We start from the raw sequence: 13709 nt of genomic DNA, 5'->3' as shown, positions 1-13709 counted from the left end.
ATCCAGCGTGACTGACTACTGGCAATACTATTTTTTCCGCAACCGAAATACGGCAAGGCTACCGCGTAAATTCGGTAGAAATGTCACAGGCCGACCTTCATGCAACGCGACACATTCCAATACCTCCAGACCTACTTCAGTCGCCAGATCGGCGAAATCGTAAATCGTCGCGCAGCGCAAGTTCGGCGTGTCATACCATTCATACGGCAAAGATTTGGATACTGGCATTTTGCCGCACAACAGGGCTGTGCGATGCGGCCAATAACCAAAATTCGGAAACGAGACAATCGCCTCCTGCCCTACCCTGGCAATATCGCGCAGCAAGGGTTCGACATGCTTCATCATTTGCAGCGAAGACAAACAAAGCACTGTATCAAAACCATTATCCCGAAACATGCTGAGACCATTTTCCATATCCTGCTGAATCACGTTGACACGACGCTGAGTGCAGGCGAGGACTTTGTCATCTGCGATTTCTATGCCGTAGGCCGCACACTGTTTATCACTTTGCAGATAATCCAGCATCACACCATCGCCACAGCCTACGTCGAGAATACGCGCCTTTGGCTTGATCCAGTGCGCGATAAAGGCCAGATCAGGACGCAGTTCACTGAGTTCAGAAAAATTCATGACAGCTCCTGCGCGATATTGTTGAAATAGGCAGCTACCAGATTCAGATAGCGCGCGTCATCGAGCAGGAATGCATCATGTCCATGCGGCGCATCGATTTCTGCATAGCTGACCGTACTCTGGTTGCTGACCAGCGCCTGCACGATGTCGCGGCTGCATTGCGGAGAAAAGCGCCAGTCTGTCGTGAACGACGCGAGCAAAAATTTTGCCTTTGTTCCCGCCAGCGCCTTGCTTAAATCGCCGCCGAATTGTCTGGCGGGATCAAAATAGTCGAGCGCCTTGGTGATCAGCAAATACGTATTCGCATCAAAATAATCTGAAAATTTATCGCCCTGATAACGTAGATACGATTCGATTTCAAAATCGACGCCAAAGCCAAATTGATATTCGCCTGACTTCAAATCACGTCCAAATTTTTCCGCCATATCGTCGTTAGACAAGTAGGTGATGTGCCCTATCATGCGCGCCACCCGCAAGCCTCTCCGTGGTACTACACCATGCGCATAAAAATCGCCGCCATGAAAATCTGGATCCGTGAGGATTGCCTGTCGCGCGACATCGTTGAACGCAATATTTTGCGCTGACAATTTAGAGGTCGACGCGATCACGACACAGTGGCGTAAGCGGTCCGGGAACAACATACTCCATGCAAGTGCCTGCATGCCCCCGAGCGAACCGCCCATGACCGCTGCAAATTGCTGAATACCAAGCCGGTCTGCTACCAGTGCCTGTGCTTTCACCCAGTCTTCCACCGTCACAACGGGGAAATCTGCGCCATAAGGTTTTCCGGGATTGGGGTTCGAATGCATGGGTCCGGTCGAACCGAAACAAGAGCCTAAATTATTGATACCGATGACAAAAAACCGGTTGGTATCCACCGGTTTACCGGGACCAATCATGTTGTCCCACCAGCCCACATTCTTTGGCTGATCGGCATACACACCAGCCACATGATGCGAGGCATTCAGTGCATGACAAATCAATACGGCATTTGATTTATCCGCATTTAACGTGCCATAGGTTTCCACCATCAGGGTGTAATCGGTCATCGTCGCACCGCTTTGCAAAGTCAGTGCATCGGCAAAATGAAGCGCCTGCGGCTCCACGATACCGACGCTGCTCGCAGCGCGATGATCGGTTGTTGACGAACTAGTAGTCATGAGTCTTCCTAGAGATCTGATCTCGTATACTGATTTACTGAAATACAGGAAGGCTAAAAGGGGGGCTGAATGAGAGAGGTACCGCGTGCATTCAAGCTCGCTTTAGCCGTATTTATTGCTCTGAAATAATGTCAGAACTGCGCCCGCAAGCTGATTTCAAATCGGCGCACCATGAGAAGGATAGCGAAGTCTGAGCCGGGCGTCAAACCTGACCAGCCAAGGCCGGATAAGCACCGATCCTCATCAGATTTAATCAGATTTAATTAGATTTAATTAGATTTAATTAGATTCAATGAAATTCCATCAAATTCATTGGAATTTCTTAAATCGGGTGTCGTCTATTCAGTATCAGATCAATGCCAGCTGTGTCAGGTAATCCTGAATCACATCCGGATCATAGCAATGCAGGATTTTTTTAATCAGTGCCTGAAGATTGCCGATGTTCGTATTCAGAATTTCTTGCTTAATCTCTGGCAACAAAGCGGCGGGCATCGAAAGTTCGCGGAAACCCATTCCTATCAATAAGCGTGTGAGGCGCAGATCACCCGCCATACCGCCGCAAATCGCTACCGGAATTTCGGCACGCTGTCCGGCGGTCACCGTCATTGCCAGCAACTGCAAAATCGCCGGATGAATATCACTGTATAAATGCGCGACCTCATGATCTGCGCGGTCAATGGCGAGCGTGTATTGAATCAGATCATTGGTACCGATGGAGAGAAAATCCAGTTTCTTCACAAACATCGGCAAGCTCAGGGCCGCAGCAGGCACCTCGATCATGGCGCCGACAGGCACAGTGTCATCGAATTTTTGCGATTCGTGGCGCAAAGACTCCTTGGCCTGGTCAATCAGGGCCAGAGACTGATCAATCTCAAAGGCATGCGCCATCATCGGGATCAGGATATGCACGGGGCCAAATGCTGAGGCGCGCAAAATCGCCCTCAATTGCGTCAAGAATAATTGCGGCTCGGCGAGACAATAACGAATCGCCCGCAAACCCAGAGCCGGATTCAAAATATTATGATCGCTGGCATCCAGCGGTTTATCCGCGCCGACGTCCAGCGTGCGTATCGTGACAGGCTTGCCTTTCATCGCAAGTACGGCATCACGATAGGCGACGAACTGTTCTTCCTCGGTCGGTAATTGCTGCTCCTGACCGGTGCGCCCCATAAACAGGAACTCGGAACGGAATAAGCCTACACCGCTGGCGCCCGCCTCCATTGCGCTGATCGCATCTTGCGGCAATTCGATATTCGCCAGCAAGGTGATTTCTATTCCGTCCTGGGTAATCGCCGGAGTTTTTTTGAGTTTGGCTAATTTTTTACGCGCTTTTAACAAAGCTGCCAGGCGATGACGGTATTCCTCAATCACCAATGGCGTTGGTGCGACGATCACGACACCTGCGTCGCTGTCGATAATCAGCCAGTCATCTTGCTGAATCAGGCGGGACGCATTGCCCAAGCCGACCACTGCCGGAATACCAAGGCTACGCGAAACAATCGCAGTGTGAGAGTTCTGACCACCTTCATCGGTGACAAAACCAGCGAATGCGACGTCACGGAATTGCATCATATCGGCGGGCGAAATATCCCGCGCTACTACGATCATATTGGCATTGCGCTCGTCGATCCCGGTCTCACGAGGCAAGTCATGTGCGCTACCGGTCAAGACTTTGAGTACCCGTTCCGCTACTTGCTGGATATCGGCTTTGCGTTCACGCAGGTAGTCATCTTCAATCTCATCGAACTGCGCTGACAAGGCGTCGATTTGGGTGACCAGCGCCCACTCGGCGTTGTAGTGGCGGGAACGAATGATATCCAGCGGCGCTTCAGAAATCATCGGATCAGACAGGATCAAGGCATGCACATCCAGGAAAGCGCCCAGCTCGGTCGGCGCATCCTGTGGCAAATCAGCCCAGATTGTTTGCAGTTCTTTATGGACTTGCACCAGTGCGTCCTTGAGACGCTGAACTTCTGCCTCGATTTGCTCCTGGGCGACCAGATAATGCTGAACATCGAGCGCTGCCGGGCGCAGTAAATGCGCTCTGCCGATGGCGATGCCACGTGATACGGGGATACCTTGCAATGTAAATGACGCCACGCTTTGTCCCCTCGTTCTTTTTATGTCGATCGTGATTTTTGCTTTGGCTTACCCGCTACTGGTTTGATGAGGCAGGTAGGCCGCTGACCTCGCTACTCGCCTTCGCCGAACTTATCATTAATCAGGGCGACGATGGCATCGAAACAGGCTTGTTCGTCTTCGCCCTCGGTCTCCAGCATGACTTTGCTGCCTTTACCCGCTGCCAGCATCATGACGCCCATAATGGATTTGCCGTTGACACGCCGGTTGTTGCGGGTAAGCCAGACTTCGCTTTTGTATTTGCTCGCTAACTGAGTGAATTTGGCAGAAGCACGTGCGTGCAGGCCAAGCTTGTTCACGATTTCGATTTCTTGTTGGATCATGGTGCTTTCACTTTTTTGAACAGAACGAACAACATTAAGGAGAACTAATGGGGAGAAAGACGAACTCGGCTATCAACACGCAGCGCGCCGTTTTGCCCGCCCGCCAGCGCCATTTCGACCACCACATCCAGCGTATCGTGGCGATAGGTGATCGCCCGCAACAGCATCGGCATGCTAATGCCAGCAATCGTGGCGACCCGATCCGGCTCACCGAGCTGTCGGCAGCAATTCGAAGGCGTACCGCCCAAAATATCGGTCATGACCAGCACACCGGAACCATCGTCGAGACGTTTGACGGCCTCACGGGCGAGGTGATTGACCTGATCAATATTTTGATCAGCAATCACATCAATTGCCTCCAGGCGCTCCGGCCTGCCCCGGAACACATGCGATGCAGCCTCGATAAAGGCTGAACCTAGAGGCGCATGGGTTAATAAAAGAATCCCTACCATTTTCACATTTCTGGGGAGTATGCTAAAAAACTATGCTTACTCCGCACTATTTATCTAGACATTAAAAAAATACTCTAGAGGAGTATATAAATTCTTTCACCTCACACAACTGCTGCACAGATGTTGTTACTACTCTCACCCGGATACTCGTAATGCAGAAAAGGAATTCATTTACCGCTAACTGCCACCTCCAATGCATCAATGAACATACCCGACACATTGAAGCCTTTTTGCTGGGTAATCTCCTGGAAGCATGTCGGACTGGTGACATTGACTTCCGTCAAATAATTCCCAATGACATCTAATCCTACCAGCAACAGGCCACGCTGGTACAGTATTGGCGCCAAAGTCTGTGCAATTTCCAGATCCCACGCCGTCAATTCCTGCGCCACACCCACACCACCGGCAGCCAGATTGCCGCGCACTTCCCCGTTCTGCGGAATACGGGCCAGCGCAAACGGCACGACCTTACCGCCGATCAGTAAAATCCGTTTATCGCCCTGCACGATCTCAGGAATATAGCGCTGCACCATGATGGTACGACGACCATTCTCTGTCAGCGTCTCAATCACCGATCCCAGATTCATGCCGTCTTCACGAATACGGAAAACGCCAGCGCCGCCCATGCCATCCAGCGGCTTCAGAATAATTTCCTGGTGAGTTTGATGGAAAGCGCGAATCCTTTGCTCATCCCGCGTCACCAGCGTGGGCGTGGTGAACTGGCTGAATTGCGCAATACTCAATTTTTCATTGTGATTACGGATCGCTGCCGGCTTATTAAATACACGTGCACCCTGCTGCTCAGCCAGCTCCAGCAAATACGTCGCGTATATGTACTCCATGTCAAATGGCGGATCCTTACGCTGCAAGACGGCATCAAATTCACTCAGGCGCATCGCCTTGGGCGCGTCCGCACGATACCAGTCATCAGCGTCGCCTGTGAGTGTGATGAGGCGAATATTTGCCACAACCACACCACTTTCCAGCGCCATGTCTTCGGGGCCGAACGCATATAAGGCATACCCTCGCTGCGCCGCCTCGCGCATCATCGCAAAGGTCGAATCTTTATAGGTTTTGAATTGATCGAGAGGGTCGGTCAGGAAGGCAATTTTCATAGTCATTAATTGAACACTACTGTTTTTTATGAGAGCAAAACAAGTTTTTTGGGGTTGCAGGATTACTTGAACTGATCACCCGTTTCACCATTGCCGCCAGAGCCAGTCTTTCAGTGAATACCAAAACTCGTCGCCATATTTCATCGCCAGGAAACCGCAGACAAGCGTGGCAGCAACAACCATCCCAAGCTTTAATCCAAAAGAAGAAACCACATACTCGAGAACTAAACCTTTACCAACAAATACGCCAAGCAGAGCACCACAACCAAAACGAACACGCTTTTCCGAATCATCCGGCTCCATATCGCTCTGGCCGCTCATACACGCTCTGATGAATATACTTCAATACACTTCAGGATTCGGATCCGTTCTTTCTAGCTCCAGCGAGGCCGCCAGCAACGCCAGTCGCGCCACTACGCCATACATATAAAACCGGTTCGGCGCGGCAGTTCCCGGCTTAGCCTTCATGTCAGGCACCGCGTGCTGCTGTGCAAATGCCAGCGGCACAAAATGCATGCCCGGCGCGTTGAGATTTTCATCAACGCCGCGATCTTCGTGGACGCGATAAAAGCCGCCGACCACATAACGGTCAATCATATAGACAACAGGTTCTGCGACCGATTCATTAATTTGCTCGAAGGTGTGTACGCCTTCCTGCACGATGACATCTGAGACTTCCAGTCCATCTTTGACAACCGACATTTTATTGCGCTGCTTGCGGTTCAAATCACGGACTTCGCTTGAATCATGCACCGTCATAACGCCCATTCCGTAGGTACCAGCATCGGCTTTCACAATAACGAAGGGTTTTTCTTTGATGCCGTATTCTTTGTATTTTTTGCGTATCTTTGCCAGAACGGTATCGACCGTCGCCGCCAGCGTGTCAATCCCTGTACCTTCGTGGAAGTTAATCCCATGACATTTAGCGAAGTAAGGATTCAGCATCCAGGGATCAATATCTACCAGCTTCGCAAATTTTTTAACAACCTCGTCATACGCTGAAAAATGATTGGTCTTGCGACGCACGGCCCAACCAGCATGCAGCGGCGGCAACAAGGTTTGCTCGTTCAGATTTTCCAGAATCGCCGGAATCCCTGCGGACAAATCATTGTTTAATACGATGGTACAAGGATCGAAATTCTTCAGGCCGAGGCGGCGACCATTGGCCGAACGCTCTAGCGGCTCCAGAATGAGTTGCGTACCATCGGGCAGGTCAACCGGCGTTGGCTCCTTGATGTCTTCGGATAGAGAGCCGAGACGCACGTTCAGACCGGTCTGACGATAAATCTGCATCTGGCGTGCCACGTTTTGCAAATAAAAAGCATTGCGGGTATGGCGCTCAGGGATCAACAGCAAATTCTTCGCATCGGGGCAATATTTTTCGATCGCGGCCATAGCGGCCTGTACGGCGAGTGGCAGCATTTCTTGCGAAAGATTATTAAACCCGCCAGGGAAAAGATTAGTGTCTACCGGGGCCAGCTTAAAACCCGAATTACGCAGATCAACCGAGCAATAGAATGGCGGCGTATGCTCCTGCCATTCGAGCCTGAACCAGCGCTCAATCGCCGGCGTGGCTTCAAGGATTTTCTTTTCTAGATCATGCAAGGGCCCGTTGAGGGCGGTGACGAGATGCGGAACCATATTGACCTTTTGATAGCGGATACTAGCGAATGCTACTAGCTGACACGTTGAGACTTAATAGCCGATTTTAACGGGAATCAGCAATCGACGTGCCTGGTCTTGCTAACTTGGGATGAAACGCTGATTATCAAGATGTGTCGTCGTTTTGCCTCACTAAATTTGCATGAAAAAACAGAATGCAAATCTCAGGCGACGCCAGCCTGATTCACCAGCATTAAACAACCATTATGATTTGGCTAATAAATCGAAGTGCTCTACCGTCGGCGGCACAGCAAAAAAAGAACCCACAATCCCGCGCCATTGCAAGAACGCAGGCGATTCACGAAAATCAACCGTGTGATTTTCCAATGTATCCCAAAAAATCATGAGCACATAACGCTCCGGGGATTCAATGCCTTTGTTCACTTTATATCCGCGAAAACCCTTGGCGTGCGAGATCACCTCTGTCAAGCCACGTTGAATAGCAAGATCAAATTCTGCCTGCTTGCCCGGCTGAATCCGGATATCGGCGAGTTCTAAAATCATGGTGCATCCTTTTTAGTCGGTATTTTAGTCGTTAATAAGTTCTTTGAATTCTATGTCAAACCTCTTCAAACCAGCCCCTGATCGGTTAGCTCTTTTTTGAGATAAGCATAAAACACGGGGGCGGCAACCACGCCGGGTAGACCAAATACGGTCTCCATCACCAGGATTGCAGTCAGCAATTCCCATGAACGGGCGTTGACCTGCGCGCCGATGATACGGGCGTTTAAGAAGTATTCTAGTTTATGGATCACGATCATGAATACCAGTGATGCACCGGCAGTGTTGAGAGAATGCGACAGGCCAACGATCACAATCACTGCATTAGATACGATATTTCCGACGACCGGAATCAGACCGGCGATAAAGGTAATCGCAATCATGCTCTTGGTCAGAGGCAAATGGATTCCTGCCAGTGGCAATACAATCATCAGATAAATAGCGGTAAATACAGTATTGATCAGCGAAATCCGCACCTGAGCAAATACGATTTTCTGAAACATCAATCCCAGATTAGCAACGCGCTGATGCAAGGCCGCAGCAAACGGGCGATAGTTCGCCTGCTCTATGGTGTCCTGCAAAGCAACCATGCTACCGATCACCATCCCCAGCAAGAGATGCACAATCACATGAAAAGCTTCCTGACCCAGGATCTTGGCCTCTCCCGCATGTTCACGCAAAGAACTGCTCAGCATCTCCCTCAAGTCGTCCACATCGCCTGGCAAATTAGCGCTGACCCATTCCGGCATCTGATTACGTGAGGCCTCGATAATATCTGCGAGTTTTTGCAGTAGCACATGCACATTGCCGCCATCACTGCGAAGATAGGCATACAGCGCCCAGATCATCAGGGTGATCGCGGTGACGATCAGTACCGATAAAAAAATGACGGCAATCATGCGCGCACGCTGACCGCTGAATTTTTTCTCTATCGTCGGAGCCAGTAAATGGATCAGCGAATACACCAGTAAGCCGGAGAACAGGGCCGCCAGCAAACCGGCCTTCAGTACCAGCAACAAAGCCAGCACCGCTAGCGTATAAGACGCCCATAGCGGCGCATTGAATTTAGTGGTTTGGGTCATAGGGAGTCATTCCGTAAAAGTAGTCGGTGGCACCAAACCTATGTAGTCAAAACATAGAGAAAGATACAACCAAGAGCAGTACCAACATCAACGCAACAAGCCGATCACCGCGAGCAGTAGCAGGCTCAGCGATGCCGTAATCGTCAGCACAAAACCTTTAGCACGCCTGCTGGCATCCCGATAATAGGCCAGCGCATACCAGATCCGGCCCACGACCCACACAGCACCACCGATAGCCGCAGCGTGATCACTAAACCACAGCGCGCATAGCCACAGAGAAGGTAAAAACAAGATAATTTGCTCTACCGTATTGAGCTGCACCCGCATGGCACGCAAAAACTCAGGAGGCCCGTCAACGGCGGGTGCTTTGACACCATAACGGCTGCGTGCCCGGCTGACATTGACCGCAGTCCAGACATACACGGCCAGTGCCGCTATCGTTGCCCAACTAGTCCATTGCATTTGCATCTTCGGTCCGATCACAAACAGATTGAGGAAAATTCCAGAGCGCTTGCTACAACTTGTTGCATCAACAGAAACGAGTTTTGATAATGCGACAAGTATCATATTGCACATCAGGAAATAATTGATACAGACTTTTACATTTTGCGTGTCTTCCTGTGTCTTCCTTTTTGGGGTGTTCGTCGTTATATGAGGACTGTGATTAATAAAACGAGGTACAAAATGCGCATCAATCTGAAAAAAACAGCCATTCTCTCCGCCACGACAGCCTTATTGGGCTTGGCAGGCATGTCCGCAGCAAGTGCGGCAGATTTTGAAGATTTTGCCCGGGTCATCAGCGTCACGCCTCAAGTAGAGCAAGTTAATGTGCCACGCCAGGAGTGTCGTACTGAATACGAAAACGTCCAACGCCAGCAACCACAACGCGAACGTAGTGCCGGCGGCTCTATCATCGGCGGTATCGCCGGTGGCCTGCTGGGTAGCCAGGTCGGTGGCGGCAATGGCCGTATTGCTGCCGCAGCAGCCGGCGCATTGACTGGTGCGATCGTCGGCGATCGTGTCGACAATGGCAACAACGACAATAATCGCGGACAAAGCACCTACGAGAGCCAGCCAGTGCGTCGCTGCGCGAATGTTGACCGTTGGGAAACCCGCAATAACGGCTACGCAGTGACCTATGAATATCACAACCGTACCTACACCAGCGTCATGCCGTACGATCCGGGTTCACGTTTGAAACTGCATGTCTCATTAACGCCACGTCCATAATGCAGCCTGTAACGCAGGCTGCCATGTGAAAAAAATGCCGCAATTTGCGGCATTTTTTTCATGCAAAATATTTCCACGCGGAATTAATTTTCACGCAATTTAGCAGGAAATCTGCCATCTTTATAGTATGATCTTGCCGCAACACTGCAAACAGTGATCCGTGTCATGCGACCACACGGCATCAAAAATTGACCGCGTTTTGATCACCATCACATGCGAAAAATATTAAAACAATACGGTTTGTTGATCTGGCTATCGCTGATTCTGGTCGCTGGTTTCGTTTTCACCAATCTGGCTGGATTCATGGTGTCGCGCGATGCGATCCATCAGAGCTTGTCCGAGCAGACGCTGCCGATCACGAGTGACAATGTGTACTCTGAAATCCAGAAAGATATACTGCGTCCGGTCTTTGTCTCATCGCAAATGGCGCATGACACCTTCTTGCGCGACTGGATCATCAACGGTGAACAAGAGCCGGAGCAAATCGTTCGCTATCTGAAAGAAATCAAAACCAAGAACAATGCGATTTCCAGTTTCATGGTGTCTAATCTCACGCACCAGTACTATCACGCCAGCGGCGTCCTGAAATCCGTCAGCCCGACCGAAGCACGCGATCAATGGTTTTACCGGGTTGCCGCCATGAAACCTGCTTACGAAACCAATGTCGATGTGGACATGGCGAATCGTGACAGCATGACGATTTTTATCAACTATAAAATTCTCGATTACAGCGGCAAATTTATCGGCGCAACCGGCATCGGCATGACCCTCGATACCATGAAACGCCTGATCGACAGTTATCAGACTCGCTTCCACCGGAATATCTATTTCGTCGATCAAAAAGGGACGATTGTTCTGGCTGGCAGTAATATCAAAAAATCCCGTAGTTCGCTACAAAGCACACCGGGGATCAGCGACATCGCCACGCAGATTCTAGCGAATAAAAAAAGTGATTCACTGCATCTGGAATACAAGCTCGATAACGATCACATTCTTGTCAATTCGCGCTTTATCCCCGAACTGGGCTGGCATCTGCTGGTAGAGCAAGAACTCAACGGTGACCTGAAACCTTTACAAGATATCGCCTTCATCAACATCGCGATCAGTGCGGCAATCACGCTGATTGTCCTGATCCTGCTGGTGCTGTCGGTAAAACGCTATCAAGCCCGCATAGAGAAATCTGCCGCAACCGATCAGCTGACCTCACTGCTCAACCGCCAGGCATTTGACTTCGTATTTCAACAGGCGCTGCTTGATAGCGAACGCTCACGCCAGCCCTTATGCGTGGCGCTGGTCGATATCGATTTTTTCAAAAAAGTGAATGACAAACATGGTCATCTGGTCGGTGATCATGTACTCAAAGAAATTGCCCTGATTGCAAAACGGTCGTTACGCGAGAGTGACATCATCTGTCGCTGGGGCGGTGAAGAGTTCTTGATTTTATTAAAAAACTGCACTCTCGAAAAAGCCACGTCCATTTCCGAAAACCTGCGCAGCACCATTGCGGCAAATGATTTTTCGCGTACAACCGATTTAGCAAAAGGCAGGCTCAGCATTACCGTGAGCATGGGGGTTGCCCAATACAAGGATAATGAAAGCGAAGACAGCGTATTTGAACGTGCGGATGTCGCCTTATATCAGGCAAAAGAAAACGGTCGTAACAGCGTCTACTTCTCTGAATAACTTTCTGATTATTTTCTTAAATAAGCGCAAAATATTTATCGCTTTTTCGCTGTCAAACCGACGGTAGGTGCGATAAAGGCCTGATAGACAGCTCCCGCCTGTTCATTCCATTGCGCTACTTGTCGTTGCTGCTTATGGACTGTTGCCATATCGCCGCGTGCAATCGGCCCCGTCAGGGCTTGTGCTGTCCCCATCTGAAACACATTGCTTAAACTCTGCTGTGCCAGAGGCTGTGCCATCGCCATTGCCATCTCCGCCGGGATACCCGCGGCCTGATACGCCTGCAGCGCCAGCTCCATCAGGCTGACCAGATAATTACTCGCAAATACCGAACCGGCGTGATACAGCAATTTATTCTCGGCACTGATCTCGACGGTACGAGCACCGATGCTCTGCATCGCAGGCAATAAGACCGCGAGTCCAGCGTCATCACCCTCCAGGCTACAAATCGTGCCGGAAAAATGCGCAGCAAGATGCGCGACATTCGCAAAGCTACACACCGGATGCACGCTCGCGACTTTCGCGCCAACGGCAATCGCCGCCCGTAACTCTATCGATGCTTTCGCCCCGCTACAATGAAACACGAGGCTGGCAGCGTGAATAATTCCGGCGTCGACCAGAGCCTGACAAGTCGTCTCAATCTGGTCGTCTGGCACCGTCAGCATCAACACATCCGGAATGCGCAAGTGCGCCCCGGCAATATCGTTACCAAGATCGTTAACAATACCAGCAGCCCGTCCCGCTCCTATCATGGCTGCCGCACGCTCTGCGCTATCGAACGACCGGTTACAGACATCGAGGATAGAAAAAACCTGATGCTGTACAAATTGATGGCCCAATACTTGACCGACTTTACCCGCACCGATGATGCTCAGGGTTTTCTTATCCATGACACTCATTTTCCCGGTTCACCCATAAACCCACGCAGGCCATCCAGATCGAGAATCGTGATACCGCCGTAATCGACACTGAGTAATTTTTTCTTTTCCAAAACCTGCAAGGCCTGATTCGCCCGTTGCCGCGACACGCTGGAGATATAACCGATCTCTTCTTGAGAAATTTGTAGTTGCATGCTACTACCGGGATTCAGATACGGATGAAACATCGCTGCCAGGCAACGCGCTACCCGCGTGTCGGTGTCCAGCATGCGGTCATACTCGACTAAAGAAATAAATAGTCCCAATCGCTCATTCAACTGTTGAAGCAAGAAGCGGTTAAACGGAATACTGTTATCCAGCAACCAGTTGAAGGTACTGCGCGGCATGTAGGCAACCCGCGTATCGCGCAAAGCAACGACATCGTATTTACGCGGCTCCGTCTTCAGCAAAGAACCTTCACCAAACCAGCCTCCGGCCAGCATGCAACTGAAGGTCACTGTCTTGCCTTCTGGCGAAATACTGCTCATTTTTAAAAATCCCTGAATTACGCCCATCCAGAAATCGACGGTATCGCCTTTACGACATACATAACCACCAGCGGGGACAAAGCGCTCGATGACTTCGGCCTCCACTTTTTGCATATGTTCGGGTGCCAGCATGCTTGCCCAGATCGTCCGTGCAAATTTGCTCTCCGCTTGAGATTGATGCGTGCTTGCCGCCAACGGATTGTCTGACATGATTAGTGATCTGCATCCTGATTGAGGCAGCGTACAGGTAGGCACACAATAAGATTCATAAATGTGAAGGCGCTCGATAGAATTAGATGATGCCAGATCATATCGGCTATCGATGAA

At 50.4% G+C, this 13709-nt stretch carries 15 protein-coding genes; 2 read left to right on the top strand and 13 right to left on the bottom strand.

All coding sequences use genetic code 11. The features are described 5' to 3' along the window. Positions 1 to 27 precede the first annotated feature (27 nt). The 11 genes from metW to ACO0LE_RS02230 form a co-directional block, all read right to left on the bottom strand. A complete protein-coding gene (metW, locus tag ACO0LE_RS02280) occupies positions 28 to 630 on the bottom strand; it encodes a methionine biosynthesis protein MetW (RefSeq protein WP_422958795.1) in 603 nt (200 codons plus the stop codon). Continuing rightward, complete coding sequence (metX, locus tag ACO0LE_RS02275) at positions 627 to 1790, bottom strand: homoserine O-succinyltransferase MetX (protein ID WP_422958794.1); 1164 nt, start codon at positions 1788 to 1790, stop codon at positions 627 to 629. The genes metW and metX overlap by 4 nt, the downstream gene beginning before the upstream one ends. A gap of 348 nt (positions 1791 to 2138) precedes the next feature. Continuing rightward, positions 2139 to 3890, bottom strand: a complete 1752-nt coding sequence (gene ptsP, locus ACO0LE_RS02270) for a phosphoenolpyruvate--protein phosphotransferase (protein ID WP_422958793.1) — start codon at positions 3888 to 3890, stop codon at positions 2139 to 2141. A 92-nt stretch (positions 3891 to 3982) separates the two neighbouring features. Beyond that, complete coding sequence (locus ACO0LE_RS02265) at positions 3983 to 4252, bottom strand: HPr family phosphocarrier protein (RefSeq protein ID WP_422958792.1); 270 nt, start codon at positions 4250 to 4252, stop codon at positions 3983 to 3985. 44 nt (positions 4253 to 4296) lie between these two features. Further along, positions 4297 to 4704 carry a PTS sugar transporter subunit IIA gene (locus tag ACO0LE_RS02260; RefSeq protein ID WP_422957854.1) on the bottom strand — a complete coding sequence of 136 codons (408 nt, stop codon included), beginning with the start codon at positions 4702 to 4704 and terminating at the stop codon, positions 4297 to 4299. 167 nt (positions 4705 to 4871) lie between these two features. Continuing rightward, positions 4872 to 5819, bottom strand: a complete 948-nt coding sequence (gene gshB, locus ACO0LE_RS02255; RefSeq protein WP_422958965.1) for a glutathione synthase — start codon at positions 5817 to 5819, stop codon at positions 4872 to 4874. 84 nt (positions 5820 to 5903) lie between these two features. After that, positions 5904 to 6140 (bottom strand): hypothetical protein, encoded by a 237-nt coding sequence (locus ACO0LE_RS02250; RefSeq protein WP_422958791.1) that lies wholly within the window; start codon positions 6138 to 6140, stop codon positions 5904 to 5906. A 21-nt stretch (positions 6141 to 6161) separates the two neighbouring features. Then, a complete protein-coding gene (gene gshA, locus ACO0LE_RS02245; RefSeq protein WP_422958790.1) occupies positions 6162 to 7460 on the bottom strand; it encodes a glutamate--cysteine ligase in 1299 nt (432 codons plus the stop codon). Positions 7461 to 7685: 225 nt separating this feature from the next. Further along, positions 7686 to 7985, bottom strand: coding sequence for an antibiotic biosynthesis monooxygenase family protein (locus tag ACO0LE_RS02240; RefSeq protein ID WP_422958789.1), 300 nt, complete (start codon positions 7983 to 7985; stop codon positions 7686 to 7688). Between the two features lie 65 nt (positions 7986 to 8050). Beyond that, the gene (locus ACO0LE_RS02235) at positions 8051 to 9064 is read right to left on the bottom strand and encodes an AI-2E family transporter (protein ID WP_422958788.1); all 1014 of its coding nucleotides are present in this window, start codon (positions 9062 to 9064) and stop codon (positions 8051 to 8053) included. Positions 9065 to 9151: 87 nt separating this feature from the next. Then, a complete protein-coding gene (locus ACO0LE_RS02230) occupies positions 9152 to 9631 on the bottom strand; it encodes an MAPEG family protein (protein ID WP_422958787.1) in 480 nt (159 codons plus the stop codon). 117 nt (positions 9632 to 9748) lie between these two features. Between ACO0LE_RS02230 and ACO0LE_RS02225 the strand changes: the two genes are divergently transcribed. Together ACO0LE_RS02225 and ACO0LE_RS02220 are read left to right on the top strand one after the other, a co-directional pair. Then, entirely contained in the window at positions 9749 to 10294 is a 546-nt protein-coding gene (locus ACO0LE_RS02225) for a glycine zipper 2TM domain-containing protein (RefSeq protein ID WP_422958786.1), read from the top strand. A 213-nt stretch (positions 10295 to 10507) separates the two neighbouring features. Next, the gene (locus ACO0LE_RS02220) at positions 10508 to 11977 is read left to right on the top strand and encodes a sensor domain-containing diguanylate cyclase (protein WP_422958785.1); all 1470 of its coding nucleotides are present in this window, start codon (positions 10508 to 10510) and stop codon (positions 11975 to 11977) included. A 35-nt stretch (positions 11978 to 12012) separates the two neighbouring features. Here ACO0LE_RS02220 and ACO0LE_RS02215 read toward each other — a convergent pair whose 3' ends face one another. Together ACO0LE_RS02215 and ACO0LE_RS02210 are read right to left on the bottom strand one after the other, a co-directional pair. Continuing rightward, the gene (locus ACO0LE_RS02215; RefSeq protein ID WP_422958784.1) at positions 12013 to 12867 is read right to left on the bottom strand and encodes a Rossmann-like and DUF2520 domain-containing protein; all 855 of its coding nucleotides are present in this window, start codon (positions 12865 to 12867) and stop codon (positions 12013 to 12015) included. A gap of 5 nt (positions 12868 to 12872) precedes the next feature. Next, positions 12873 to 13592, bottom strand: coding sequence for a Crp/Fnr family transcriptional regulator (locus ACO0LE_RS02210; RefSeq protein WP_422957863.1), 720 nt, complete (start codon positions 13590 to 13592; stop codon positions 12873 to 12875). Positions 13593 to 13709 lie beyond the last annotated feature (117 nt).

Source organism: Undibacterium sp. Xuan67W (assembly GCF_049340165.1).
Lineage (GTDB): Bacteria > Pseudomonadota > Gammaproteobacteria > Burkholderiales > Burkholderiaceae_D > Undibacterium.
The sequence above is the reverse complement of the archived record's forward strand: the minus strand, read 5'-3'. Positions and strand labels throughout refer to the sequence as shown.

Excerpts from the sequence above, each read along its gene's own strand:
- metW (WP_422958795.1), bottom strand. The coding sequence starts at position 630 with ATGAATTTTTCTGAACTCAGTGAACTGCGTCCTGATCTGGCCTTTATC.
- metX (WP_422958794.1), bottom strand. The coding sequence starts at position 1,790 with ATGACTACTAGTTCGTCAACAACCGATCATCGCGCTGCGAGCAGCGTC.
- ACO0LE_RS02265 (WP_422958792.1), bottom strand. The coding sequence starts at position 4,252 with ATGATCCAACAAGAAATCGAAATCGTGAACAAGCTTGGCCTGCACGCA.
- ACO0LE_RS02260 (WP_422957854.1), bottom strand. The coding sequence starts at position 4,704 with ATGGTAGGGATTCTTTTATTAACCCATGCGCCTCTAGGTTCAGCCTTT.
- gshB (WP_422958965.1), bottom strand. The coding sequence starts at position 5,819 with ATGAAAATTGCCTTCCTGACCGACCCTCTCGATCAATTCAAAACCTAT.
- ACO0LE_RS02250 (WP_422958791.1), bottom strand. The coding sequence starts at position 6,140 with ATGAGCGGCCAGAGCGATATGGAGCCGGATGATTCGGAAAAGCGTGTT.
- gshA (WP_422958790.1), bottom strand. The coding sequence starts at position 7,460 with ATGGTTCCGCATCTCGTCACCGCCCTCAACGGGCCCTTGCATGATCTA.
- ACO0LE_RS02240 (WP_422958789.1), bottom strand. The coding sequence starts at position 7,985 with ATGATTTTAGAACTCGCCGATATCCGGATTCAGCCGGGCAAGCAGGCA.
- ACO0LE_RS02235 (WP_422958788.1), bottom strand. The coding sequence starts at position 9,064 with ATGACCCAAACCACTAAATTCAATGCGCCGCTATGGGCGTCTTATACG.
- ACO0LE_RS02230 (WP_422958787.1), bottom strand. The coding sequence starts at position 9,631 with ATGATACTTGTCGCATTATCAAAACTCGTTTCTGTTGATGCAACAAGT.
- ACO0LE_RS02225 (WP_422958786.1), top strand. The coding sequence starts at position 9,749 with ATGCGCATCAATCTGAAAAAAACAGCCATTCTCTCCGCCACGACAGCC.
- ACO0LE_RS02220 (WP_422958785.1), top strand. The coding sequence starts at position 10,508 with ATGCGAAAAATATTAAAACAATACGGTTTGTTGATCTGGCTATCGCTG.
- ACO0LE_RS02215 (WP_422958784.1), bottom strand. The coding sequence starts at position 12,867 with ATGGATAAGAAAACCCTGAGCATCATCGGTGCGGGTAAAGTCGGTCAA.
- ACO0LE_RS02210 (WP_422957863.1), bottom strand. The coding sequence starts at position 13,592 with ATGTCAGACAATCCGTTGGCGGCAAGCACGCATCAATCTCAAGCGGAG.